At 66.1% G+C, this 25,877-nt stretch carries 20 protein-coding genes; 11 read left to right on the forward strand and 9 right to left on the reverse strand.

The genetic code is table 11. The annotated features are described in order from the left end of the window. Nucleotides 1-5 precede the first annotated feature (5 nt). From KCG88_RS17640 to KCG88_RS17685, 10 genes are all read left to right on the forward strand, one after another. A complete protein-coding gene (locus tag KCG88_RS17640; RefSeq protein WP_047338126.1) occupies nt 6-1,331 on the forward strand; it encodes a DotU family type VI secretion system protein in 1,326 nt (441 codons plus the stop codon). Next, nucleotides 1,328-4,834, forward strand: a complete 3,507-nt coding sequence (gene tssM, locus KCG88_RS17645) for a type VI secretion system membrane subunit TssM (protein WP_047289983.1) — start codon at nt 1,328-1,330, stop codon at nt 4,832-4,834. The genes KCG88_RS17640 and tssM overlap by 4 nt, the downstream gene beginning before the upstream one ends. Further along, nucleotides 4,831-5,484 (forward strand): type VI secretion system-associated protein TagF, encoded by a 654-nt coding sequence (tagF, locus tag KCG88_RS17650; RefSeq protein WP_047289981.1) that lies wholly within the window; start codon nt 4,831-4,833, stop codon nt 5,482-5,484. The genes tssM and tagF overlap by 4 nt, the downstream gene beginning before the upstream one ends. Continuing rightward, on the forward strand, nt 5,485-6,219 hold the full coding sequence (locus KCG88_RS17655; protein WP_047289980.1) for a protein phosphatase 2C domain-containing protein: 735 nt from the start codon (nt 5,485-5,487) through the stop codon (nt 6,217-6,219). Nucleotides 6,220-6,221: 2 nt separating this feature from the next. Next, nucleotides 6,222-9,323: a serine/threonine-protein kinase gene (locus tag KCG88_RS17660; protein ID WP_210712806.1), complete on the forward strand. Its 3,102-nt coding sequence runs from the start codon at nt 6,222-6,224 to the stop codon at nt 9,321-9,323. Continuing rightward, nucleotides 9,323-10,039 carry an ABC transporter ATP-binding protein gene (locus KCG88_RS17665; protein WP_210712807.1) on the forward strand — a complete coding sequence of 239 codons (717 nt, stop codon included), beginning with the start codon at nt 9,323-9,325 and terminating at the stop codon, nt 10,037-10,039. The genes KCG88_RS17660 and KCG88_RS17665 overlap by 1 nt, the downstream gene beginning before the upstream one ends. Then, complete coding sequence (locus KCG88_RS17670) at nt 10,039-11,241, forward strand: ABC transporter permease (RefSeq protein WP_210712808.1); 1,203 nt, start codon at nt 10,039-10,041, stop codon at nt 11,239-11,241. Before KCG88_RS17665 ends, KCG88_RS17670 begins: the two co-directional genes overlap by 1 nt. Nucleotides 11,242-11,263: 22 nt before the next feature. After that, a complete protein-coding gene (locus KCG88_RS17675) occupies nt 11,264-12,946 on the forward strand; it encodes an SUMF1/EgtB/PvdO family nonheme iron enzyme (protein WP_246882754.1) in 1,683 nt (560 codons plus the stop codon). Between the two features lie 83 nt (nt 12,947-13,029). Continuing rightward, nucleotides 13,030-13,959, forward strand: coding sequence for a type VI secretion system-associated lipoprotein TagQ (gene tagQ, locus KCG88_RS17680; RefSeq protein WP_047289975.1), 930 nt, complete (start codon nt 13,030-13,032; stop codon nt 13,957-13,959). Between the two features lie 140 nt (nt 13,960-14,099). Further along, nucleotides 14,100-14,483, forward strand: coding sequence for a hypothetical protein (locus tag KCG88_RS17685; RefSeq protein WP_015637475.1), 384 nt, complete (start codon nt 14,100-14,102; stop codon nt 14,481-14,483). A gap of 58 nt (nt 14,484-14,541) precedes the next feature. Here the strand turns inward: KCG88_RS17685 and KCG88_RS17690 are convergent, their stop codons facing one another. The 6 genes from KCG88_RS17690 to exbB form a co-directional block, all read right to left on the reverse strand. Further along, on the reverse strand, nt 14,542-15,942 hold the full coding sequence (locus KCG88_RS17690; RefSeq protein WP_011064240.1) for an aminoacyl-tRNA deacylase and HDOD domain-containing protein: 1,401 nt from the start codon (nt 15,940-15,942) through the stop codon (nt 14,542-14,544). A 79-nt stretch (nt 15,943-16,021) separates the two neighbouring features. Then, nucleotides 16,022-18,097, reverse strand: coding sequence for an ATP-dependent DNA helicase RecG (gene recG, locus KCG88_RS17695; RefSeq protein ID WP_047289974.1), 2,076 nt, complete (start codon nt 18,095-18,097; stop codon nt 16,022-16,024). Between the two features lie 9 nt (nt 18,098-18,106). Further along, nucleotides 18,107-19,027, reverse strand: a complete 921-nt coding sequence (locus KCG88_RS17700) for a hydrogen peroxide-inducible genes activator (protein WP_011064238.1) — start codon at nt 19,025-19,027, stop codon at nt 18,107-18,109. Nucleotides 19,028-19,175: 148 nt separating this feature from the next. Next, nucleotides 19,176-19,928, reverse strand: coding sequence for an energy transducer TonB (locus KCG88_RS17705; RefSeq protein ID WP_210712810.1), 753 nt, complete (start codon nt 19,926-19,928; stop codon nt 19,176-19,178). After that, nucleotides 19,925-20,353 (reverse strand): TonB system transport protein ExbD, encoded by a 429-nt coding sequence (gene exbD / locus KCG88_RS17710; RefSeq protein ID WP_047289973.1) that lies wholly within the window; start codon nt 20,351-20,353, stop codon nt 19,925-19,927. The genes KCG88_RS17705 and exbD overlap by 4 nt, the downstream gene beginning before the upstream one ends. 6 nt (nt 20,354-20,359) lie before the next feature. Next, nucleotides 20,360-21,364, reverse strand: coding sequence for a tonB-system energizer ExbB (gene exbB, locus KCG88_RS17715; RefSeq protein ID WP_210712811.1), 1,005 nt, complete (start codon nt 21,362-21,364; stop codon nt 20,360-20,362). Nucleotides 21,365-21,554: 190 nt separating this feature from the next. Between exbB and KCG88_RS17720 the strand changes: the two genes are divergently transcribed. Then, a complete protein-coding gene (locus KCG88_RS17720) occupies nt 21,555-22,412 on the forward strand; it encodes an SDR family oxidoreductase (RefSeq protein ID WP_047289971.1) in 858 nt (285 codons plus the stop codon). Nucleotides 22,413-22,536: 124 nt separating this feature from the next. On the opposite strand, the gene KCG88_RS17725 is transcribed toward KCG88_RS17720, so the two are convergent. From KCG88_RS17725 to spoT, 3 genes are read right to left on the reverse strand one after another with little or no spacing between them, the layout of a single operon-like run. Continuing rightward, nucleotides 22,537-23,277 (reverse strand): hypothetical protein, encoded by a 741-nt coding sequence (locus tag KCG88_RS17725; RefSeq protein ID WP_047289970.1) that lies wholly within the window; start codon nt 23,275-23,277, stop codon nt 22,537-22,539. A 55-nt stretch (nt 23,278-23,332) separates the two neighbouring features. Continuing rightward, a complete protein-coding gene (locus tag KCG88_RS17730) occupies nt 23,333-23,713 on the reverse strand; it encodes a Rid family detoxifying hydrolase (RefSeq protein ID WP_007921133.1) in 381 nt (126 codons plus the stop codon). 24 nt (nt 23,714-23,737) lie between these two features. Continuing rightward, nucleotides 23,738-25,843 (reverse strand): bifunctional GTP diphosphokinase/guanosine-3',5'-bis pyrophosphate 3'-pyrophosphohydrolase, encoded by a 2,106-nt coding sequence (gene spoT / locus KCG88_RS17735; RefSeq protein ID WP_011064232.1) that lies wholly within the window; start codon nt 25,841-25,843, stop codon nt 23,738-23,740. Nucleotides 25,844-25,877: the final 34 nt, after the last annotated feature.

The raw sequence follows: 25,877 nt of genomic DNA on the forward strand, positions 1-25,877 counted from the left end.
TCGCGATGCATCCTTTCGACGATTCGGCAGGGCAGCCGTCCCCGGCCAACGACCGTACCCAATTCATGCCGCGCCCCGGGGGCCGTGCTCCCGAGCCCGGGCGCCCGGCCGCTGCCCCTGCGCCGTCGCTGGCCATGCCGGCGGCGCCGCTGCCGGCCGGCCAGGCCCGTGGCCTGAACCCCCTGGAAAGCGCCGCGGGCCCTCTGCTGGCCTTGCTCACAAGGCTGCGCAGCACCCTGGCGCACCCGGCGCCGGCCAGCCTGCGGGCGCAACTGCTGGCCTACCTGCGCCAGTTCGAGGAGCGCGCGGAAGCCGCCGGCGTGCCGCGCAACGACGTGCTGCTGGCCCGCTATGCGCTCTGTACTGCCCTGGATGAAGCCGTGCTGAGCACGCCCTGGGGCAGCACCAGCGACTGGGGCAAGCAGAGCCTGCTGATCACCGTGCACAACGAGGCCTGGGGCGGCGAGAAGGTCTTCCAGCTGCTGGAACACTGCCTGCAAAGCCCGCGCGAGCGCCTGTACCTGCTGGAGCTGTTGTACCTGTGCATGTGCCTGGGTTTCGAAGGCCGCTACCGGGTGATGATCGATGGCCGCAGCCAGCTGGAGGCCCTGCGCGAGCGCACCGCGGCCACCATCCGCAGCGCCCGTGGCGAGCACGAGCGCGAGCTGTCGCCGCACTGGCGCGGGGTCAGCGTGGCCCGTGACCGGCTGGCCCAGTTCATGCCGCCCTGGGTCGGTATCGCCATCGGCGTGGCCCTGCTGCTGGCGCTGCTGTTCGGCCTGCGCCTGAAACTGGCGGCGGACGCCGAGCCGGTGTTCAAGAACATCCATGCCCTGGGCGAGATCCCGGTGCAGACCCTGGACCGCCCGGTGATCCAGCCGAAGATCGTCGAGCGTCCGCGCCTGGCGGGCTTCCTCGCCGAGGACATCAAGGCCGGGCGGGTGGCGGTGGAAGACGCCGTCGACCGTTCGGTGGTGACCATCCGTGGCGACGAGCTGTTCGCCTCGGCCAGCGCCAGCATCCTCGACGACTACCAGCCGTTGATGCTGCGCATCGCCGACGCCGTGCGCAAGGTCAAGGGCCAGGTGCGCATCACCGGCCACAGCGACAACCGGCCGATCGCCACCTTGCGCTTCCCGTCGAACTGGAAGCTGTCCCAGGCGCGCGCCGAATCGGTGCTGCAGATCCTCGCGGCGAAGACCGGCCAGCCGGAGCGCTTCAGCGCCGAAGGCCGCAGCGACACCGAGCCACTGGCAACCAATGCCACCGCCGAAGGGCGGGCACGTAATCGTCGGGTAGAAATCAGCGTATTGGCGGAGGGGGTCGAGTGAAGGCGTTTTTCAGTTTTGTGATTCGCTGGGTGATCCCGCTGCTGGGGCTGATCGCCCTGAGCCTGATCATCTGGTTCATTGGCCCGCTGCTGGAGTTCCTGGTACCGGAAGGTCGGCGTTGGGCGCTGATCATTTTCATCTTTGCGCTGTGGATCGGCTACCGGGTGTTTCGCATCATCCAGGCCCGCCGGCATGCGGCCAAGGTCTTGCAGAGCCTGGCCGCCGACACCCCGCCGGACCCGGACAGCGTGGCCACTGCCGAGGAACTGGCCGCCCTGCGCCAGCGCATGGACGAAGCCCTGGCACTGCTGAAGAAGGCCAAGCTCGGCGGTGACGAGCGACGCAATCTCTACGAGCTGCCGTGGTACGTAATCATCGGTCCGCCGGGTTCCGGCAAGACCACCGCGCTGGTCAATTCCGGCCTGCATTTCCCCCTGGCCGCCCAGTTGGGCGCCGGTGCCGTGCGCGGTGTGGGCGGCACCCGCAACTGCGACTGGTGGTTCACCGACCAGGCCGTGCTGCTCGATACCGCCGGCCGCTACACCACCCAGGACAGCCACGCCACGGTGGACAAGGCGGCCTGGCTGGGCTTTCTCGACCTGCTGAAAACCCAGCGCTCGCGGCGGCCGATCGATGGCGCCTTCGTTGCCATCAGCCTTTCCGACCTGCTGCTCGGCAGCGAAGCGGAGCGCGCTGCCCACGCCGCAGCGATCCGCCTGCGGATCCAGGAGCTGTACACCCAGCTGGGCGTGCGCTTCCCGATCTACCTGATGCTCACCAAGCTCGATCTGGTGCCGGGTTTCATGGAGTTCTTCGACTCCCTGAGCAAGGAAGAGCGGGCCCAGGTCTGGGGCATGACCTTCGCCCTGGACGACGGCAAGAGCAGTGACAGCCCCCTGGCCCACCTGCCGGAGGAGCTGGCGGCCCTGGAGCAGCGGCTCAACGAGCGCCTGGTGGAACGCCTGCAGCAGGAACGCGACCCGGCGCGGCGTGACCTGATCTACGGCTTCCCGCAGCAGTTCGCCGCGCTCAAGGAGTCCTTGCAGAGCTTCCTGGAGGGGGTGTTCAAGCCCAATGCCTTCGAGGAACGGGTACTGCTGCGCGGGGTGTACTTCACCAGCGGCACCCAGGAAGGCAGCCCGATCGACCGCCTGATCGGCGCCATGGCCCAGAGCATGAACCTGGACCGCCAGCACCTGGCGCGGCAGACCGGCACCGGGCGCAGCTACTTCATCGAGAAGCTGTTCAGTGCCGTGGCCTTTGCCGAGCGCGGGCTGGTGGGGGTCAACCCCAAGGTCGAGCGCCGGCGCAAATGGATCGCCCGTGGCGCCCTGGCTGGCACCGTAGCCCTGGTGCTGGTGGTCAGCACCTTGTGGATCATCAGCTACCGGGCCAACCAGGCCTACATTGCCCAGGTCGACCAGCGCGTCGGCCCGGTGCGCCAGGACGTGCAGAACCTCAGCCCGGCCCAGCGCGATGTGCTGGCGGTGCTGCCGCTGCTCAACGCCACCCGCCACCTGGCCGGCGACGCACCAGGCTGGGCCGAAGGCCTGGGCCTGTACCAGGGCGACATGCTCGAAGCCGAGTCCGCCAGCGTCTATCGCAAGCTGCTGGTGGCGGTGTTCGCCCCACGGCTGATGACCCGCATCGAAGAGCAACTGCACAGCGGCGGCAACTCGGACTTCCTCTACGAGGGGCTCAAGGCCTACCTGATGCTGGCGGACAGCGAGCACTACGACCCGGACTTCATCAAGGCCTGGATCACCCTGGACTGGGATCACACCCTGGCCCGCGACCTGCCGCCCGACCAACGCCAGGCCCTGACCGGCCACCTGCAGGCGCTGTTCGAGAAGCACCCGCCCAACGCGCGCCTGGACCAGCGCCTGATCGACGACCTGCGCCGCCAGCTGCAACAGCTGCCGGTGGCCCAGCGGGTGTATGACCGGGTCAAGCGCGCCAAGTTGCCGGACGGCGTGCCGGACTTTCGCCTCAGCGAGGCCGGTGGCCGTGACGCCGCGCTGGTGTTCACCCGCAAGAGCGGCAAGCCGTTGAGCGAGCCCCTGAGTGGGTTGTTCACCGCCAAGGGCTACCGCCAGGGCTTCCTGCTGGCCAGCCTCAACCAGGCTGGCACCCTGGCGGAGGAGCAGTGGGTGCTGGGTCGCGATCAGGCCGACCAGCAGAACGTCGCCAGCCTTGCCGCCGACGTGCGCCGCCTGTACTTCCAGGATTACCTGCGCCAGTGGGACGCCTTGCTGGCGGACATCGACTTTGTGCCGATCACCAGCGTGGCCCAGGCCGCCGACGTGCTGCGGATTCTGTCCGGGCCCACTTCGCCGCTGAAGAAGCTGCTGGTGGCCGTGGCCAAGGAAACCGACCTGCAACAGGAAGAGCGCCTGCTGGCGGCCCAGGGCCAGAAGGTCGAGGGCGGTGTGGACCAGCTCAAGCAACGCCTGGGTTCTCTGCTGGGCCAGGAACAGTCGGCCAACCCGGCTGCCGTGGCCAGCAGCGAAGACCCGGTGAGCGCGCACTTCGCCGAACTCAACAGCCTGGTGAGCAAGGGCGAGGGCGAGCCGGCGGCCATCGACGGCCTGCTGGCGGACATGAACGCCCTGTACGTGCAGGTCAGTGCCATGGTCGGGGCCAGCGGCGACGCGCTGCTGGGCGAGGCCAAGAACCAGGCCAGCGCCGCTGCGGCGCGGGTCAGCCTGACCGCCGAGCGTCAGCCACCGGTGGTCCAGGGGCTGGTCAAGTCGGTGGTGGGTTCCACCACCAACACCATGATGGGCGGCGTGCGCAACCAGCTGAACGCGGCCTGGGTCAGCGAAGTGGTGAACGTCTATCGCCAGTCCCTGAGCGGCCGTTATCCGATGTCGCCGGGCAGCTCCCGGGACGCGACCCTGGAAGACTTCGGCCAGTTCTTCGGCACCGGCGGGGTGATGGACAACTACTTCCGCAAGTACCTGCAGCCCTACGTCAACACCTCGACCACCACCTGGAGCTGGCAGCCAGGCGCGGCGCAGAAGCTGGGGATTTCCCCAGGCGTGCTGCAGACCTTCCAGCGCGCTTCGAACATTCGCGATGCCTTCTTCCGCTCCAGTGGCGGTACCCAGCCGGCCGTGCGTTTCGAACTCAAGCCGGTGGCGATGGACGCCAATATCAGCCAGTTCCTCCTCGACCTGGACGGCCAGCAACTGAGCTACGACCACGGCCCGAGCCGGCCGGTGGCCATGCAATGGCCCAACCCGGGGAGCATCGGCGTGGTGCGCCTGTCGATCATGCCGCCATCGGCCACCGGGCGTTCCGGGATCACCCTGGATGGCCCCTGGGCCTGGTTCCGCCTGCTGGAGCAGTCGGACCTGACCGCCACCAATTCGCCGGACCGCTTCAACCTGCGGCTGCGGGTGGACGGTGCGAGCATTTCCTATGAGCTGCGGGCCAGCAGCGCCTTCAACCCGTTCAAGAGCCGGGTGCTCAGTGGCTTCAGCCTGCCGGAGCGGCTATGACGGCGCCAGGCCTGTACGGCAAGTTGGCCAGCCGCGGCGATTTTGTCAGCCGTGGCCTGCCGCAGAGCTTCATCGGCCCCTGGGACAGTTGGCTGGCGGCGGGGTTGCTGGCCAGCCAGAACGCCCTGGGCGAGCAGTGGCTGAACGCCTACCTGATCAGCCCGCTGTGGCGCTTCGCCCTGGCCCCCGGGGTCTGCGGGCCCCAGGCGGTGGTCGGGGTGGTGATGCCGAGCATCGACCGGGTGGGGCGCTATTTCCCCCTGACCGTGGCTGCGCTGCTGGAGCCCGAGGCTGACCTGGCTTCGTTGATCAGCGGCCCGGAGCAGTGGTTCGAACAGGTGGAAGAGCTGTTGCTGGCGACCCTGGAAGAGGGCGCCAGTTTCGAAGCCCTGGAAGAGGGCTTGCAGGCCCTGGGCGCGCCAAGCCCGGCCAGGCGGATCGAAGGCAGCCACTATGCCGGCCTGCAGCGGTTTTACGTCAGCGATCCACAGGCCCGGGGCGCGGTACTTGCGGCCCAGGCCTGCGCGGGATCGAGTGCCTGGTGGGGGCGCGGTTCGCAGTACATCAGCCCAATGCTGTTGCGCTGCCAGGGCCTGCCGCCGGCCAGTGAATTTGCGCAATTTTTGCTTGGACAAGAGGGTGCCGTCTAAATGCGTTCAGCGCCGCAACTGTCCTACCAGTCCGCCAGCTACAGCCATGTCGGCATGGTGCGGAAAATCAATGAAGACGCCTGGCTCGAAGCCCCGGAGACCGGCCTGTGGCTGGTGGCCGACGGTATGGGCGGGCACGCCGCCGGGGATTATGTCAGCAGCCTGATCGTCGACAGCCTGCGGGCGGTTCCGGCCGCCGACAGCCTGGACGACTATGTCGCCGCGCTGCGCAACGGCCTGGCCGCGGTCAACGCCGCGGTGCGCGAGGAAACCGCCAACCGTGGAGTGACCATGATGGGCAGCACCGTGGTGCTGCTGGCGGTACGCGGGGCCCGGGCGGTGTGCCTGTGGGCCGGCGACAGCCGCCTGTACCGGTTGCGGGACGAACAGTTGGAAGGCATTTCCCGGGACCACAGCTACGTCCAGGACCTGCAGGACAGCGGCCTGCTCAGCGAGGCCGAGGCGCGGGTGCACCCGCGGGCCAACATCGTGACCCGGGCGATTGGCGTCGAGGCCCAGTTGGAGCTGTCCCAGGTCGACCTGCAGGTAAAGGACGGCGACACCTTCCTGCTGTGCAGCGACGGCCTGAACAAGACCGCCGAGGACTTTGAGCTGCGCGACGTGCTCAGCCACAGTGAGCCCAATGACGTGGTGCGCAGCCTGATCCACCTGGGCCTGACCCGGGGCGCCCCGGACAACATCACCGCCATCGTGATCAAGGCCGCAGGACACTGACCATGGACATTCTGATTCCCGGCTTTGACATCCAGGGCGAAATTGGCGAAGGCGCCATGGCCAGCGTGTACCTGGCGACCCAGCGTTCCCTGGAACGCAAGGTGGCACTCAAGGTGATGGCCGCGGCGCTGGCCGCCGACCCGAGCTTCTGCGAGCGCTTCCTGCGCGAGGGCAAGACCCTGGCGCGGCTGTCGCACCCGCACACCGTGACCATCCACGACATCGGCAATGTCGGCGAGCTGTACTACATGGCCATGGAGTACCTGCCCAACGGCACGCTGAAAGAGCGCATCGCCGCCGGGCTGACCCCGGAGCAGGGCCTGACCTATATCCGCCAGATCGCCTCGGCCCTGGGCTATGCCCATGCCCAGGGCCTGGTACACCGCGATGTGAAGCCAGCCAACATCCTGTTCCGCGCCGACGGCACGGCGGTGCTCTCGGACTTCGGCATCGCCAAGTCCCTGGACGACCGCACCCAGTTCACCCAGGCCGGTTTTGCCGTGGGCACCCCGAGCTACATGAGCCCCGAGCAGGCCCGTGGCCAGGACATCGATGGCCGCGCCGACCTGTATGCCCTGGGCGTGGTGCTGTATGAAATCCTGGTGGGCGAGCTGCCTTACAACGGCACCGATGCGCTGTCCACGGCCCTGGCCCACCTGACCGAGCCACTGCCGGAGTTGCCGCTGCACCACGGTCGCTACCAGCACATCCTGCGCAAGCTGTTGGCCAAGGACCCGGCCGAGCGCTACCCGGATGCCGCCGCCCTGCTGGCGGCCCTGGACAACCTGCCGGCCGCCACTGCCGAGGTGGAGGCGACGCTGATCCAGCCGTTGCCGCTGCCACCTCAGGCTGTACCCCAGTCAGTGTCCCAGCCTGCACCTCAGGGCAACGACCTGGCCGGGCTGACCCCGGTGTCCATCGAGATCCCGCGGCGGGCGCCGGCGCCCCAGCCGGCGTCGCGCCGCGAGCCGCCCGAGGAGCCGCCTGCGCCACCACGCACGGCCAATCTGCCACCAGTCGGTAGCGGGGCTTCCGAACAGCGGCGCGGCCCGGTATTGGCCCTGGCCGGGGTCGCCGTGGCTGTCGCTCTGGCCGTGGCGGGCGGTGCTTACTGGTGGCTGTCCGGCGACAGCCCGGCGCCTGTGCCCAAGACCGCTTCGCCGGTTGGCACCCCGCCTGCCGTGGTGGCGCCGCCGGTTGAGCAGGCGTTGGCCGCGGATGTCGATGGCGGCCAGCGGCCGTTGCTGATGCCGGGCAAGAAGACCCTGTTCCAGCGCGTGCTGAGCAAGCCGGGGGCGAGTTTCTCCAGCGAGCCTGGGGCCACACCGGACAAGCCGGTGCCGGCGTTCTCGGTGCTCTACGTGTATCAGCGCAAGAACTTCGACGGCCGCTCCTGGCTGCGCCTGGGGGCCGCCAGCGACGGCCGCAGCGCCGGCTGGTTGCCGGCCGAACAGGTCAGCGACTGGAAGCAGAGCCTGGTGCTGAAGTTCACCGAGCGTTCCGGTCGTGCACCGGTGATGTTCGTGCGTCAGGCCAGCGAGCTGGAGCGTTTGTTGGCGGACCCTGCGGCGGCCAAGAACCTGCTGCTCAAGGCACAGAAGAATCCCCAGGACGAGCAGCAGGTGCTGGCCCTGGAGCCCAATGCCAGCGCGGTGCCCCAGGACCAGTTCTACCTGCTGCCGATCTTCGATTCCAAGGAGAGTTTCGACGAGAACGGCCAGCCGGTGCAGTTGCTCAATGTGGCCTCCATCGACCCGGGCAACAGCTCGCAGAGCATCAGTGACAGCAGCGGCCAGCGTCTGCCGGCCAATACTCCGCCAGCGGCTGGCGATGCCTTCCGCACCGCGGTGGTGCTGGTGGTGGACACCTCGGTCTCGATGCAGCCCTACATCGACCAGGTGCGCGATGTGGTGCACGAGCTGCAAAGCAAGATCGCCCAGCGCGGCGAGCTGGACAGCGTCAGCTTCGGCCTGGTGGGCTTTCGCAACAACACCAGCAAGACCCCGGGCCTGGAGTACGTGACCAAGACCCTGGTGACCCTGGACCAGGGTCGCGACCCGCAGCGCTTCCAGGAGCTGGTGAGCCAGGTCAAGGCCACCAATGTCTCCAGCCATTCGTTCAACGAAGACGCTTTTGCCGGCGTGATGCAGGCCGTGGAGGGCATGGACTGGAAGGGCTATGGCGGCCGCCTGATCCTGCTGGTCAGCGATGCCGGGGCGCTGCGCAAGAACGACCCTTACAGCCGCACCCAGATGAACGAGGCAGAAGTGCGCCAGGCCGCCCTGGGCAAGCAGATCAAGATCTATGCCCTGCACCTGCGCACCGATGCCGGCAAGAAGAACCACGCCCAGGCGGAAACCCAGTACCGGGTACTGACCGCCGACGCCAACCCGAAGATCGGCGACCTGTACATTCCGGTGCCCGGTGGCGACGTGCGCAAGTTCGGCGAGCGGGTCGACGAGATCGGCACGGTGTTCGCCGACCTGGTGCATCAGGTACGCAGCAACCAGAGCCAGGAAGTCCCGGTGCTGGCGGCGGCGCCGAGCATCGCGCAGAAGTCGGCGGCCATCGGCTACGCCATGCACATGGATTTCCTCGGCCGCAAATCCGCCAGCCAGGCGCCCCAGCTGGTCAGCGCCTGGACCGCCGACCGCGACCTGACCAACCCGGCGCTGCCGGCGTTCCAGGTCTGTGTGATGCTCACCAAGCTGCAACTCAACGACTTGCAGCAGTCGCTGAAACTGATTGTCGACGCGGCGCGCAAGACCCAGACCTCGCCCAAGGATTTCTTCCAGGAAATCGCCAGCGCCAGTGCCTACATGAGCCGCGACCCGTCGGCCCTGCGCAAGGGCGGCAACCTGGCCGACGGCGGCGTGCTGGGGGAATACCTGGAGGGCCTGCCGTACCGCAGCAAGTCGCTGAACATGACCCAGGACCTGTGGCTGTCCCTGAGCGTGGCCGAGCAGGAAGACTTCATTGACGAGCTGGATTCGAAGATCCGCCTCTACGAAACCTTCCACAACGACCTGGCCAACTGGGTGCGCTTCGGTGATGCCGAGCCGGGTGATGCCCTGTACCGCGTTCCGTTGTCGACCCTGCCGTGATGCTCGATCTGGCGCAGGTGCACAAGAGCCGCGGCGAGGGTCGCCAACGCTACAGCCTGGTGATCCCCAGGCTGCAACTGCGTGCCGGTGATCAACTGGCGGTGGTCGGCCCCAGCGGTTGCGGCAAGAGCACGCTGCTGGACCTGCTGGCGCTGGTGCTGGCCCCGGATTCGGCGGCGCGCTTCGAATTCGCCCCGGCCAGGGATGCCATCGACATTGCCGGGATCTGGCGCGGCGACGGCCACAGCGCGCTGGCGCAGTTGCGCAGCCGGCACCTGGGGTATGTGCTGCAGACCGGCGGCCTGCTGGGCTTTCTCGACGTGCGCGCGAATATCAGCCTGCCCCGGCAGTTGCTGGGGCTGGCGGACGAGGGCATTCCCCGGCGCCTGGCCGAGCGCCTGGAGATCGCCGACCAGTTGCACAAGAAGCCCGCCGCGTTGTCGGTGGGCCAGCGCCAGCGGGTCAGTTGCGCCCGGGCCCTGGCCCACAACCCTCAGGTATTGCTGGCGGACGAGCCGACAGCGGCCCTGGACCCCTTGAACGCCCAGCGGGTGATGCAACTGCTGGTGCGCCAGTCTCGGGACCAGGGGGTGTGCTGTGTGATCGCCACCCACGACGAACCCCTGGCCCGGGCCAACGGCTTGCAGGTGCGCCGCATCGCCTGCCAGCGTGACGCCGATGGCGGAGTCACTGCCACGCTTGGGGAGGCCTGCTGATGCGCGCCTCCCTGACCGCGGCACTGGCCTGGCAGGACTACCGGGCCGACAGCTGGCTGTCGGCCTGTTCGGTGCTGGCCCTGGTGGCGGTGATCGCCCCCTTGCTGGTGCTGTTCGGGCTCAAGTTCGGGCTGGTCAGCAGCCTCACCGAACGCCTGGAAAAGGACCCGGCGGTGCGCGAGATCATTCCCCTGGGCGGCGGGCGTTTCAGCGCTGACTTCATCGCCCAGTTGGGGCAGCGTCCGGACGTGGCCTTTGCCTTGCCGCGCACCCGGCAGATCGCCGCCACCGCGGACCTGTCCCGGGGTACGGGGGATATCGGCCTGACCGTGGAAATGCTCCCCACCGCGGCCGGCGACCCCTTGCTCGGGCGCTTGCCGGCGCCCCGGGGCATGAGTGGCGTGCTGCTCAGCCGCACCGCCGCCGAGAAGCTTGGGGTGCAGCCGGGGGACTGGTTGCAGGCGACCTTTGGCCGGCAGGTCGCAGGGCGCAGCGAGGTACAGCGGACCCGGGTCCAGGTGGAGGGCGTTCTGCCGCTGGAGGCCTTTGCCCGGGACGCGCTGTTCGCCCCGCTGGCGCTGCTGGAAGCCGCCGAGGATTACCGCGACGGACGCGCTGTGGCGGCCCTGGGCTGGCTCGGCGATGCCCAGGCAACTGCCGGGCAGCGGGTTTACCCGGCGTTTCGCCTGTATGCCCGCGACCTGGAGGATGTCGAGCCATTGCGTCTGTATTTCGCCGAGCGCGGCCTGCTGGTGTCGACCCAGGCCCAGACCATAGCCCAGGTGCAGTCCTTGAGCCGCAACCTGGCCATCGTCTTCTGGGTGATTGCCGGGCTGGCCCTGGCGGGTGCCTTCGCGGCGATCTTCGCCGGGGCCCTGGCGGCGGTGGAGCGCAAGCGCCGGGAGCTGTCGGTGTTGCGCCTGCTGGGGTTTTCCACCGGTGCGCTGCTGCTGTTCGTGGTGGCCCAGGCGCTGTACAGCGCCGGTTTTGCCGCGCTGTTGAGCGGCGCCCTGTATGGCCTGGCCCAGGCCGGGCTGAATCATTTGTTCATGCAGGCGCCCGGCGAATACGCCAGCCACCTGCTGCCGGCCCATTACGGGCTGGCCCTGTTGGCGACGCTGGGCGTCAGCACTCTGGCCGCCGCGCTGGGTGGCTGGCGGGTGTCGCGCATAGAAGCCTGTGAAGGAATTCGCGATGTATAAGTTGATCAGCACCGTGCTGGCCATGACCCTGGCCGGAGCCGTGTGGGCCGAAGAGCCGGTGAACAAGATGGACAACCCCAAGCCGTTGCCGGACGACGTCAGCCTGCCGCTTCCCTGTGACGGCGAGATGGTATTCCGCTACGTCTATGTGCTGGCCCAGGGCACCCTGGACGACCGTGAGGTGAACCTCGGCTACCCCTTCAGCGAGGGCGAGAGCGGTTACCAGCAGTCGTTCATTTCCGGCTATCGCCGGGACTACATCAACGGCCAGTTCACCCTCAAGGACCTGCCTGGCGCCTGGAGCAAGACCATTGGCCCGGCGTTGCCGAAAAGTGGTGCCGGGGTACCCCTCAAGCCAATGCTGTATTTCATCGGCAAGTACGAGGTCACTGCCCGCCAGTACGCCCAAGTCATGGCCCAGGCCCAGTCCCTGGCCAGCGGGGATCCGGCCCCGGCCTGTGAGGTACCGGATGGCCTGCAGGGGCGCCTGCCCAAGGTCAAGCTGTCGCGCTTCGAGGCCGAGCGCTTTGCCGCGGTGTACAGCGCCTGGCTGATGAAGAACCACCGCGACCTGCTGCCGGTCAGCGGTCGTGGCAGTTCCTCGGAAGACGGTGGCCTGGGCTTTGTGCGCCTGCCCACCGAGGTGGAGTGGGAATACGCCGCCCGCGGCGGCCAGGCGGTCAGCCGCCAGGAGCTGGAGGGCCGGCTGTTCCCACGGCGTGTGGAGGGCAGCGAAGAGGATGGCCCACTGGCGGACTGGGCGGTGTTCAACCAGGTGGCCGGCGGCACCGGCCAGGCCGCGCGCTTGATGCCCATCGGCACCAAGCTGCCCAACCCCATCGGCATGTTCGACGTGATCGGCAACGCCGCCGAGATGGTCCAGGAGTCCTTCCAGCTGGTGCGCGCCGGGCGCCGCCAGGGCACCTACGGCGGCTTCGTGGTCAAGGGCGGCAACTACTTGGAAGGCGAAGGCACGCTGTTTACCGGGATGCGCCGCGAGTACCCGCTGTTTGGCGCCGATGGCACTGAGCAGAGCAACGAAACCACCGGCTTTCGGGTGGCTATCGGCGCCCTGTCGGCGCCCCGTTCGCGCTACAAGGAGCTGTTCGCCCAGTGGCAGAAAGAGGGTCGCCTGGCGTCCCTGACCGATGCCATCGACGACGCCCAGGACCCCACCAAGCGCCTGGACGCCATCATCGCCGCCAGCGTCGACCCGCGTCTGCAGGCGGAACTGGGGCTGGTCAACGAAGAGCTCAAGCGCAACGTCTCGCTGATTGCCCAGCAGCGCGAGGAAGCGGCCGGCAACCTGATCCAGTCGTCGGCCCTGGTGGCCGAGACCATCAACAACTACAACATCCGCCTGACCAACCTGAAGAAGAGCCAGCAGCAGGCCATCGATGCCAAGGACGAACCCAGCGCCAAGCTGTTCGCCGAAGCCATCGACAACGGCCGCAGTGCGCTGGACGGGGCGGTGGCGATCTACATCGACAACCTGGCCACGGGCACCCGCTATACCGACGCGGTGATCCAGGCGCAATTTCAACGAATCAAGGAAGAGCTCAATCGCAAGCCGGTGCTCGGCAAGAGCCTGGTGACGCGCGCTACGTTATTCGTCCGCCATGTCGGGAATTATCGCCAGCAACGGCGAGCCGACCCGGCGACGATTTTGAAGGAACTGCTCGCATCGACCGGTCAGAAGTCATGACCGGCCGCTGTCTGTCGAGCCTGGAGGATCTCGGACGACATTGCGTCGCGCCGAGTTGGTCAAACTTAATCGAGATCACGAACATGCTTTTTTCCCGCAACCCATTTGCTTCAACGTCCAAGCGTCACCTGCTGTTGGTTGCCGCCGGGTTCAGCACCGTATTGACCGGTTGCGCGACCTCTCCGGTGTCCAAGGTCGCCTCGACCACCAAGGTCGAGTACTACCCCAGCTGCTACGAGCCGGTGCAGCACCTGCGCGCCACGGATTCGGACATGACCAAGTCGGTGGTCACCGGTGCTGCCCTGGGCGCTGCTGGCGGCGCCTTGCTCGGAGCCCTGACCGGTGACGGCGACCACCGTGGCCGCAACGCCGCCATCGGCGCCGCAGGCGGTGCCCTGGCTGGTGGCGCAGCCGGCTACTACACCGAGCGCCAGAAGCAGATCGCCGACGACAATCAGCGCATCGCTTCCTACGCTGCCGACGTCAACAAGAGCGCGGCCGACATCGACCGCAGCACGGCCTATGCCCGCGCTTCCCAGACCTGCTACCAGCGCGCTTTCGACAGCCTGATCAGCTCCCGCAAGGCCAACACCATCAATGACGTGGAAGGGCGCAAGCGCCTGGCGGAAATCGTCAGCGGCCTGAAAGAGTCCAACGACCTGATCACCGCGGTGAACGGCCGTGCCAGCGAAGACCTGAACAAGTACAACCAGGCCTACGAGCAGGATCTGCAGCAAGTGGGCGTGCAGCGCACCGACGTGGTGAAAGTCGCGACCGCCGATACCACCCCGGTGACCACCGGTGGCAAGAAAAAACAGCCGCCGAAGGTCAAACAGCCCAAGCTGCCGACCGTGCCGGCAGAAGCGGTGAGCACCGAGAAGTCGATCCAGGAGGCCAAGACCAAGCAGGCCGAGAGCAACAAGGTGGCGACCACCGGCCAGACTCAGGTCAACAGCATGTGCAAGAACCCGGACCTGGGTGACTGGGCACCGGTGCCTTGCCCTAACGTCTGAGTCAGCGATTGTCTGACAAGATGTCGCGATAAGCGTTGAACGCCAGCCGATCTCCGAGCAATCGAACAGATCGGCTGGCGCTCTACGAGTTACAGGTTAAACTGCGCCGGCCATCCAATAATTCCACTGAGGCGCCGTGCATGAAATTCCGTTTTCTTCTCTGGGTGCTTGGCCTGTTGATGGGCAAAGCCAGCCGCAACAATCCTGCTTTCCAGCAACAGTTGGGTGACAAGGAGCTGGTGTTCCAGCTGCAGACGCTCGACGGCAAGGTTGCTCGGCATTTTTTCGTCAAGGACCAGCGCGTCACCAGCCGTTCGGGGTTCTATCCCGAGCCGGCATTCGCCATCGCCTTCAAGGATGCCGCCTACGGCTTCGCCACCCTGCAGGCGAAGAACAAGCAGTTGGCATTCATGACCGGTATTCAGGACAAGTCGATCCAGATCAAGGGCAACCCGGCCCTGGTGATCTGGTTCCAGGGGCTGACCAAGTACCTGAAGCCGAAAAAGGCCAAGCCCAAGGCTTGACCGGGAAACTTCGCCGGCCAGCCGGCTCCTGCAGGAGCGGGCTGGCCGGCGAATGGGCTCAGGCCTGGCTGAACTGCGAAGCCAGTTCCCGCAGCAGTACTTCGGCTTCCAGCACCTTGCTCACCACGTCGTCTGCCTTGTCCCGGGTCAGGCCCAGGCGTTCCAGCAGGGCGTCGGGGATGTCCTCGTGGGGCCCGGAGCCGATGCCCCGGCTGCGCAGCAGGCGCACGGCCAGGCACACCAGGTTCGGGTACTCGGCATAGGCGCCGTCGTAGCTCGGGTCGTGCTGGAAGCGCAGGGCAGTGCACAGCTCTTCCGGCATGTCCCAGTAGCGCATCAGCCAGGCGCCGATCTGTTCGCGGCTGATACCCAGCAGGTGCTGCTCGACGTAGCTGTGGCACAGGTGCGGGTTGACCTCCAGGTGTCGGCAGATCAGCGAGAAGTGCGGCGGGAACACGTGGGCCAGCAGCAGGTAGCCGAAGTTGTGCAGCAGGCCGGCCAGGTAGGTCAGGCCGGCTTCCGGGCGTTGGGCACGGGGCATGGCGCGGGTCAGGCCCTCGATCACCGCGGCGGTGTAGATCGACTGCTGCCAGTAAGGCGTGGCGTGCTGCGGCTGGTCCTTGGGCAGGCTCAGGGTCTTGCCCAGGGCCAGGCCCAGCGCCAGGTTGATCACCAGGTCGAAGCCCAGCACGCGGACGATGGCGTCTTCCACCGAGCGGATCTTGCCGGGCGAGGCGTAGTAGGGCGAGGCGGCCCAGCTGACCACCTGGGCGGCCAGGGCCGGGTCGGTTTCCACCACGCCGGTGATGTCGTCGATGGTGGCGTTGGGGTCGACCCGCAGCTTGATGATCTTCTGCGCGGTTTCCGCCAGGGGCGGGATCTCGATGGTGGCTTCCAGGCGCTGCTGGATGCGCCGCGCGGTAAAGGCCTGCATTGCCTGGGAGATTTCCTCGCGGTCATCGTCCGGGCGGTCGAGGTTGGGGCGAATGCTGCTCAGGGGCTCGCCGAAATTGCCGGCGCTGGCTTTGCTGAGCATGCTCTTGAAGGCTTCGCTGGTGATCTCCAGCAGTACCCCGGGCTCGCCGGAGTTGATCAGCAGGCAGGGCTCGCGCAGCAGGCTTTCTTCGTACAGGCACGGTGAGCTGGTGAGCGCCGGCAGGCCGGGCAGCAGGCTCAGGCTGTGCTTGCCGAGCATGCGCTCCAGGCGTTCGGTGGAAACGGCGGTCAGGCGGCGGCCGGTGAGTTCGGCCAGGCGGTTGAGGTCCAGTAACTGGCTCTGCGGGAACAGCACCATCAGCGCGCCGACGGCGTCGTCCAGCAGCACCGCCTGGACCTTGCGCGCAGCCGGCAGGCCCGGCTGGTCGATCACTTCGTTATAGCTGATGGCCAGCTTGCCGAGCAGCAACCGGATAACAGACGGAGCGTGTGGGGTTGCAATGTCGAGGGCAACTTCTGTCATGGTCTGGTATCCGTTTTTCTACAATTTGACGAGTATAACCAGCTTGGTTATGGCGAGGGTTCACTAACTGAGTGTTGATTCACACTTGGCCGTATTGCTGTCCGTGGCGCAGCCAGCGCTCCAGCAACGGGCTGACATGGTCCGGCCAGCGCTCCAGCAGGGCCTGGGCGGCATCGCGTACCGCCGGTAGCAGGTCGGCGTCGCGCATCAGGTCGGCGACCTTGAATTGCAGGAGGCCGGTCTGCCGGGTGCCGAGCATTTCCCCGGGGCCACGCAGCTCCAGGTCCTTTTCGGCGATGACGAAACCGTCGTTGGTTTCACGCATGATGCCCAGGCGCTGGCGACCGATCTGTGAAAGCGGTGGGTGGTAGAGCAGCACGCAGTGGCTGGCGGCGCTGCCACGCCCGACCCGGCCGCGCAGCTGGTGCAATTGGGCCAGGCCCAGGCGTTCGGGGTTTTCGATGATCATCAGGCTGGCATTGGGTACGTCGACCCCGACCTCGATCACCGTGGTGGCCACCAGCAGTTGCAGGTGGCCGGCCTTGAACTCGGCCATCACTGCGGCTTTCTCGGGGGCCTTCATGCGGCCGTGGATCAGCCCCACGCGCAATTCGCCGAGGGCGCTGGAAAGGTCTTCGAAGGTGGTTTCCGCGGCCTGGCAGGTCAGTTCCTCGGACTCTTCGATCAGGGTGCAGACCCAGTAGGCCTGGCGCCCTTCGGCGCAGGCGGCGCGTACCCGCTCGATGACTTCGATGCGCCGGCTGTCGGTCACCAGCACGGTGTTCACCGGGGTGCGCCCGGGAGGCAGTTCGTCGAGGATGGAAGTGTCCAGGTCGGCGTAGGCGCTCATGGCCAGGGTTCGCGGGATCGGCGTGGCGGTCATGATCAACTGGTGCGGGCACAGGCGGCCGCCCACGCCTTTCTGGCGCAGGGCCAGGCGCTGCTGCACGCCGAAGCGGTGCTGTTCGTCGATGATCACCAGGGCCAGGTTCTTGAACTGCACTTCATCCTGGAACAGCGCGTGGGTGCCCACCACCATCGGCGCGCCACCGGCAATCTGTTCCAGGGCTGCGCTGCGGGCCTTGCCCTTGAGCTTGCCTGCCAGCCAGGCGACCTCCAGGCCCAGGGGCTCGAGCCAGCGCTTGAAGGTGATGAAGTGCTGCTCGGCGAGGATTTCCGTCGGCGCCATCAGTGCCACCTGGTAGCCGGCCTCCAGCGCCTGCAGGGCGGCCAGTGCGGCGACCACGGTCTTGCCGGCGCCCACATCGCCCTGGATCAGCCGCAGCATGGGCTCGGGCTGGCTCAGGTCGTAGGCGATCTCGTTGCCCACGCGCTGTTGCGCCCCGGTGGGAGCGAAGCCCAGGTTCTTCAGGTACTTGGCCGGTAGTTTCCTGGCCAATGGCAGCACCGGGGCGCGCTGGGAGCGCAGGCTGTCGCGCAGGCGCTGCTGGGACAGCTGGTGGGTCAGCAGTTCCTCGAACGCCAGGCGGTGCTGGGCCCAGTGGTGACCCAGGGCCAGCTCGTCGACATCGGCGTCCGCCGGCGGGTGATGCAGGTAGCGGATCGCATCGTCCAGGGGGGCCAGCTGATAGTCCCGGGCCAGTTCTTCCGGCAGCCAGTCGGGCAGGCTGCGCGGGCCCAGCAGGGCCAGGCTCTGTTGGCACAGCAGGCGCAGGCGTTGCTGGGTCAGGCCTTCGGTGAGGGGGTAGATCGGCGTCAGGGTCTGGTCTACCGGCGGCGGTTCGTCGCCACTGATGGCGCGGTATTCCGGGTGGTAGATCTCCAGGCCCGAGGCGCCGGGCCGGGCTTCGCCATAGCAGCGCACGCGGGTGCCGCGCTTCAGGCCTTCTTTCTGCGCGTTGCTGAAATGGTAGAAGCGCAGGCTCAGGCCGCCGGTGCCGTCCTGCAGGCGTACCAGCAGGCTGCGGCGCTTGCCCATGACCACATCGGCGCCACTGACGGTGCCTTCGATCACCGCATCCTGGCCGGGGCGCAGGGCGCCGATCGGTACCACGCGGGTGCGGTCCTGGTAGCGCAGGGGCAGGTGGAACAGCACGTCCTGAAGGTTTTCCAGGCCGACCTTGGCCAGCTTCTCGGCCATGGCTTCGCCGACGCCCTTGAGTGCCGTGACCGGCACCTTCGACAGCTCAGTCATTGTGCTTGCTTAGCTCGCGGCGGGCGGCTTGGCCACCGAGCACAGGCGGATCGAGTCGGCGAGGATCTCGATGGCCTTGGGCCGCGGGAAGCTGGCGCGCCAGGCGATGGCTACGGTGCGGAACGGCACCGGCGGGGTCAATGGGCGGACTTCGATCACCCCGGGGGCATAGTGATGGCTGTCCACCGCCGACAGCGGCAGGATCGAGATGCCCAGGCCGGAGGCGACCATGTGGCGGATGGTTTCCAGGGAGCTGGACTCCACGGTGGTGTGCTTGGCGCCGTCGTTGCCCTTGGTCAGGGTCGGGCAGGCCTCCAGCACCTGGTCGCGGAAGCAGTGGCCTTCGCCCAGCAGCAACAGGCTCTTGTCGTTGAGCAGGTTGGCGTCGATGGTTTCCTTCTTGGTCCAGGGGTGGCCGCTGGGCATCAGCACATAGAAGGGTTCGTCGTACAGCGGCAGGGTCAGGACATCGGCCTCGTTGAACGGCAGGGCGATGATGATCGCGTCCAGTTCGCCGTTGCGCAGTTTGTCGCGCAGTACGTGGGTGAAGTTCTCTTCTATATACAGCGGCATCTGCGGGGCGACCCGGTGCAGCTGGGGAATCAGGTGCGGGAACAGGTAGGGGCCGACGGTGTAGATCGCCCCGACCTTGAGCGGCGCGGTCAGCTGGTTCTTGCCGGCCTGGGCCAGTTCACGGATGCCCTGGGCCTGTTCCAGGACCTTTTGCGCCTGGGCGACGATGGTTTCGCCCACCGGGGTCAGGCGCACGGCGCTCTTGCTGCGCTCGAAAATCAGCACGCCGAGTTCGTCTTCTAGCTTTTTCACGCCGACCGACAAGGTGGGCTGGCTGACATGGCAACGCTCGGCGGCATGGCCGAAGTGTTGCTCTTGGGCGAGGGTAACGATGTAGCGCAATTCTGTAAGAGTCATAGCGGGCGTCCATGAGGTTGCGGCCAAGCATAACGGCTGCAATCGATAGACGCACGTTATCAGACCGAGGGTGGAATGCGACACCCGCCAATGCCTGCTTCAGGCGGCCCAAACGCGAAGGGCACCTTGAAGGTGCCCTTGCGGTGGGTCAGCGGCGGCCGCGGCTGCGGTCAATCTCGTAGTTGTACGAGGCGGTGATTTCCACGCTGCCGTTGTTGAGCATGTCTGCCGGTGGCTTGGGCAACGGCTGGGCACGACGGATCATGTCCAGGGTGGCTCGGTCCAGATCGGCATTGCCCGATCTGCCTACCAGCTCATAGGACAGCACCTTGCCTTCGGCATCGACGACGAAGCGCAGGGAGTTGGTGCCTTCCTTGCCTCGACGCTGGGCCTCGCTCGGATAGCGCTTGTACTTGGCCAGGTGCGCCTGCAATTCCCCCTGCCAGTTAGCCTTGGCGGCGGCCTGGGCCGGTGACGGGCCAGAGGTCGCAGGGGCGGGCTGCTTGGACGGAGCCGGTGTGACCGGGGCGTCGCTGGGCTTTTCCTCGGAAGGCTTTTCCTTGGGCGGCTTAGGCTTGACCACCGGCTTTGGCGGTTGCGGCTTGGGCTTCTGTTTCACCGGCTTGGGGACCGAGATGGTCGGCTTCGGCGCTTCGGCCAGTTTCGGCAAGGGCAGTTCTTCCACGGGGGCCGGCGGTTGTGGTGGGGTCACCACTTTCGGCGGCGCCGGTGGAGGCGGCACAGGGGCAGGTGCCAATTCCACCACCATGGCTTGGGGTGGGATGGGCATGGGCTGTGGCTTGGACCAGTTGAGGGCGAGCAGGATCGCCAACCCATGGACGCCCAACACCACCGCCAGGCTACCGCTGTAACGCGTCAGTCTTTGGCGCGTCGTGATCATTTCTTGGCTGCCGTCTCAAGTCCGACCAGGCCGACTTTCAGGTAGCCGGCCGCCCGCAGGGTGTCCATCACACTCATCAGGTCGCCGTAATCCACACCTTTGTCGGCCTGGAAGAAGATGGTCGTGTCTTTCTTGCCCTGGGTCCGGGCGTCAAGGATGGAGCCAAGGGTTTCAGCCTTGACTTCGTCTTCGCCGAGGAACAGGCGCTTGTCGGCCTTGACGCTGAGGAACACCGGTTTTTCCGGCCGCGGCGCCGGTTTGGCGCTGGAGGCGGGCAGGTCGACCTTGATGTCCACGGTGGCCAGCGGTGCGGCCACCATGAAGATGATCAGCAGCACCAGCATCACGTCGATGAACGGCGTGACGTTGATCTCGTGGTTTTCGGCCAGGTCGTCGCCTGCGCCTTCTTTCAAATGCAAGCCCATGGCTGATTACCCCACTTTCACCATGTGCGGTTGTGCGGAGCGCTCGTTCGGCTGGTGATCCAGGTCGCGGCTGACCAGCAGCAGGACCTCGGCCGAGGCGTCGGTGACCTGGGCCTTGTAGCCGGTGATGGAGCGGGCGAAGACGTTGTAGATCACCACCGCAGGAATCGCGGCAACCAGGCCCAGGGCGGTGGCCAGCAGGGCTTCGGCGATACCCGGGGCAACCACGGCAAGGTTGGTGGTCTGGGTTTTGGCGATGCCGATGAAGCTGTTCATGATGCCCCACACGGTACCGAACAGGCCGACGAACGGCGCGGTGGAACCGATGGTGGCCAGCACGCCGGTGCCGCTGCTCATGTTACGGCCGCAGGCAGCCACCAGGCGCTCCAGGCGGAAGCTGACGCGCTCCTTGATGCCTTCCTTCTCGCGGCTGTTAGCCGACAGGCGCATCTCTTCCAGGGCATCGTGCACCAGCAGGTTGGCCAGGGTGCCTTCCCTGGTGGCGGTGGCGCTGGCTTCCTTGAGGGTGGTGGCCTTTTTCAGCGCGGCGATTTCACTGCGCAGGCGGCGCTTGGCACCCATCAGCTCGAAGCCTTTGGCGATCCAGATGGTCCAGGTGATGATCGAGGCGATGGCCAGGCCGATCATCACCAGTTTCACGATGATGTCGGCGTTCTGGTACATGCCCCACGGCGACAGGTCATGGGCCATGCCCAGGGTGTTGTCGGCTTCCAGGACTTCAGGAGCGTCTTCGCCGATAGTGGGCTGGCCTTCGGCCTGGACTGGCTCGCCGGCCACTGGGGCTGCGGCTGGAGCGGTCGGGTCGGTGGCCGTATGTTCAGCGGCTGGAGCGGTCGCGGCAGGGGCTGCGGCGGTGGCTGGGGCGTGCTGATCGGCAAAGGCTGCGGTCGGTGCCAGCAGCAGGCTGCACAGCAACGCTGCAACCGCGCTCATGGCGCGCAGCGGGCTTGGGCGTTTGGTTGGCGAGACGGAGAGTTGGGTGCTTGTCATGCTGGCCGGACCTGAGAGGAGAAAAGGGTGAAATGTCCTTCTAGGCCTCGCAGGGCCGAGAACAAAATGGGCGGTTATTATTGCAAGTAATTCTTGTTAACAGAAGTAATAGAGTATCTTTTTTTCCTTGATTGCTAGCCGTTCGTCCAGTGCGAGGGCTAGTCTTGACCTTTCCCAAAGGAGTTTTCTGATGTCCTCCCCCTCTGTATTGATCGCCGGTTGCGGTGATGTCGGGAGTCGCCTGGCGACTCAATTGCTGGCCGAGCAATGGCAGGTTTACGGCCTGCGTCGCAACGTATCGCGCTTGCCGCAGGGGGTGGTGGGCGTTGCGGGTGACCTGTTCAGTGAGCAATGCCCCGGGCAATGGCCGCAGGCGGCGCCGGACTATCTGGTGTATTGCGCGGCGGCCACCGAGCATGACGAAGCCGGATACCGCGCGGCTTATGTCGATGGCCTGCAGCATGTACTGGGCTGGCTCAAGCAGCGCGGCCAGGTGCCCAAGCGTTTGCTGTTTGTCTCCAGCAGCAGCGTTTATGAGCAGAAGGGCGGTGAGTGGGTCGACGAGACTTCCGTGGCCGGGGCCCAGGCCTACTCGGGACGCATGATGCTGGAAGCCGAGCAGGTGGCTCTGGGCAGCGGTATTCCCGCCACTGTGGTGCGCTTGACCGGCATTTATGGCCCGGGTCGCGAGTGGCTGCTGACCCAGGTGCGCCGGGGTTATCGTGTGGCGATCGAGCCGCCGCTGTACGGCAACCGTATTCACGCGGACGATGCTGCGGGCCTGCTGGCGTTCCTGCTCAAGGCGGACCGCAGTGGCAAGGCGCTGGATGATTGCTATATCGGCGTGGACGATGCGCCCGCGCCCCTGGCGGAGGTCGTCGACTGGCTGCGCGATTACCTGGGCGTCACCGAATGGGCGGACGATGCCAGCGTGCGTCGTACCGGCAGCAAGCGTTGCAGCAACGCCCGGGCCAGGGCGCTGGGCTGGGTGCCGCGCTATCCGAGTTATCGCGAAGGTTATGCAGCGATTCTGACGACGCAGGGCTAAGCTGCCCGAGCAGCTTTAGGGGAGGGCGGTTGAAGGCTGCGACCGGCTTCCCGAGGGCGCCGCTGCCGACAGGCCGAAGGTCCTGTGGACCTTGTCGCAGGCTGCGGCAGCGGCTACAGGGCGGCTACTGCTTTTCCAGCAACCACTGCTGGCTGCCCGGCGTCAGCGAGGGCACTTCATCCGCCAGGGCGGTATTCACCGCCTGGAAGATCTCCAGCTGTTGATCCTTGCGCACGAAGATCCAGGAGTTGCCCTGGCCGTTGAGCTGCAGCCAGATGCTATCGTTGCCGCCGCTCATCGAGGCGCAGTCGCCCGCCAGGCACAAGGCGTAGCGATCGGCGCCCGGCAGGCCCTGGACGGCGCCGTTTGCCTGGAACTGCACTTCGTTGCCCAGGCCCGGTCCGTTGACGATCTTCCACTTGCCACCCAGATACGCCGAATACAAGGCGCGCTCGAAGTTGGCGCCTAGCGGCGCGCCTTCGGGGGCGGGGTCTTTGGGACGGTCGAAGACCTGCTCGGGCTCATTGTCGTTGGCCTCTTGCAGCAGTTGCTTGCCGTGGCGCTTCAAGTCGGTGGCGGCGCTGCCATAGAACTCGACTTTTGCAGTGCTGGAACCGTCGCCGATGATCTTGCCTTCGACGGTTTCGAAACCGTTGGTGTAGCGGGCCTGGCCAGCCTTGGTATTGAGCTCCCATTCCAGGTTCGGGCCGTAGGCCTGGAGGGCTTCACGCAAAGGGCCGCCCTTGGAGGCTGCGTCGATCGCTACCTGATTGATCCAGATGCCGCCCACATCGTTTTTGGCGGGGTCGCTGGCACAACCGCCGAGCAGTACGGCGAGCAGCGAAACAGCTAGCGCTTGGCGCATGACGAAATCCTTTCAGAACGAAAACGGCGCAGCCTTGAGGGCTGCGCCGCAGGTGTTACTCGATGACCAGAATGGCATCCATTTCAACCTGTGCACCCTTTGGCAGGGCGGCCACGCCGATGGCGGCGCGGGCTGGGTAAGGCTGTTGGAAATACTTGCCCATGATCTCGTTGACCTTGGCGAAGTGGCTCAGGTCGGTGAGGAAGATATTCAGCTTGACGATGTCCTTGAACGAACCGCCAGCGGCCTCGGCTACCGACTTGAGGTTCTCGAACACCTGGACGGTCTGGGCTTCGAAGCCTTCCACCAGCTCCATGGTCTTGGGATCCAGAGGGATCTGGCCGGACATGTAGACGGTGTTGCCAGCCTTGATCGCCTGGGAGTAGGTGCCGATGGCAGCAGGTGCCTTGTCGCTGGTGATAACAGTCTTGGTCATGAATGACTCCTTGTAATGGACGGGCTACGCACGCATGCGGGTGATGCGGATGACCCCGGTCAGGGCGCGCAGTTTCTTGATCACGCGGGCCAGGTGTACGCGGTCGTGCACGCTGACCACCAGTTGGACCACGCTGATGCGACCATCGCGTTCGTCCATGCTGATTTTCTCGATGTTGCCGTCGGCGGCGTTGACACTGCTGGCCAGCAGCGCGATCAGGCCGCGTTGGTGTTCCAGTTCGACGCGCAGCTCGACGTTGAATTCGCCGGTGACATCCTTGGCCCAGGAGAGCTGGATGCACTTTTCCGGGTTGTGGCGGATTTCGCTGATGTTGCGGCAGTTGTCCAGGTGCACCACCATCCCCTTGCCGGCGGACAGGTGGCCGACGATCGGGTCGCCCGGGATCGGCGTGCAGCACTTGGCGTAGCTCAGCACCAGACCTTCGGTGCCGCGGATTGCCAGCGGGCCTTCCGGGCTTGGCAGCTGTTCGCCTTCGCCCAGCAGGCGGCGCGCCACAACGTAGGCCATGCGGTTGCCCAGGCCGATGTCTTCCAGCAGGTCTTCGATCAGTTCCAGGCGGTATTCCTGGAGAATCGCCTGGATGCGTTCGGCCGGGACCTTTTCCAGGGAGCTGTCGAAGCCGTTGAGCACCTTGTTCAGCAAGCGTTCGCCGAGGCTGATGGACTCGGAGCGGCGCTGCAGCTTGAGAGCATGGCGGATATGGGTGCGGGCCTTGCCGGTGACCACGAAATTCAGCCAGGCCGGGTTCGGGCGCGCGCCCGGGGCGCTGACGATTTCCACTGTGGAACCGCTTTGCAGGGGTTCGGACAGCGGCGCCAGGCGACGATTGATCCGGCAGGCGATGCAGCTGTTGCCGACGTCGGTGTGTACCGCGTAGGCGAAGTCCACCGCGGTGGAGCCTTTGGGCAGCTCCATGATCCGGCCTTTGGGCGTGAACACGTAGACCTCGTCCGGGAACAGGTCGATCTTCACGCTCTCGATGAATTCCAGGGAGTTGCCGGCGCGTTGCTGCATTTCCAGCACGCCCTTGACCCATTGGCGGGCGCGGGCGTGAGTGCCTTTGGGCTGTTCGTCGCCACTGGATTTGTACAGCCAGTGGGCGGCGATGCCGTTATTGGCCATTTCTTCCATTTCCCGGGTGCGAATCTGGATCTCGATTGGCACTCCGTGCATGCCGAACAGCGTGGTATGCAGCGACTGATAGCCGTTGGCCTTGGGAATGGCGATGTAGTCCTTGAAGCGTCCCGGCAGTGGCTTGTACAAATTATGTACAGCGCCGAGTACGCGATAGCAGGTGTCCACCTTGTCGACGATGATGCGGAACGCATAGACGTCCATGATCTCGTTGAAGGCCCGACGCTTGCCGCGCATCTTCTTGTAGATGCCGTACAGGTGCTTCTGGCGACCGCTGACCTCGCCCTGGATGCCGTCGATGGCCAGGCAGTGGCTGAGGGATTCCTCGATCTTGTTGACGATTTCCTTGCGGTTGCCCCGGGCGCGCTTGACCGCCTGGTAGATCCGCGCGGAACGCATCGGGTGCATCGCCTTGAAGCCCAGGTCTTCGAATTCGATGCGGATGGCATGCATGCCCAGGCGGTTGGCGATGGGGGCGTAGATCTCCAGGGTTTCCTTGGCGATCCGCCGACGTTTCTCGCCGGAAAGGACTTCCAGGGTGCGCATGTTGTGCAGGCGGTCGGCCAGCTTGACCAGGATCACGCGAATGTCGCGGGCCATGGCCATGGCCATCTTCTGGAAGTTTTCCGCTTGGGCTTCGGCCTTGGTTTCGAAGTTCATCTGGGTCAGTTTGCTGACCCCATCCACCAATTCGGCCACGGTTTCGCCAAACTGCGCGCTGAGCGCTTCCTTGGCGATGCCGGTGTCTTCGATGACGTCATGCAGCATCGCGGCCATCAGGCTCTGATGGTCCATGTGCATGTCGGCAAGAATGTTCGCTACCGCGAGTGGGTGCGTGACGTACGCCTCGCCGCTGCGACGGCGTTGACCGTCATGGGCTTGTTCGGCGTAGAAATACGCTCGGCGGACCAGATTGACCTGGTCCGTGCCGAGATAGGTCGATAAGCGATCGGCGAGGGCGTCTATGCTCGGCATGATGTCTCCTGCCGTAAGCTGTGATCCCGCGCCG

This window comes from Pseudomonas sp. MWU349, assembly GCF_017947325.1.
GTDB classification, from domain to species: Bacteria; Pseudomonadota; Gammaproteobacteria; order Pseudomonadales; family Pseudomonadaceae; genus Aquipseudomonas; species Aquipseudomonas protegens.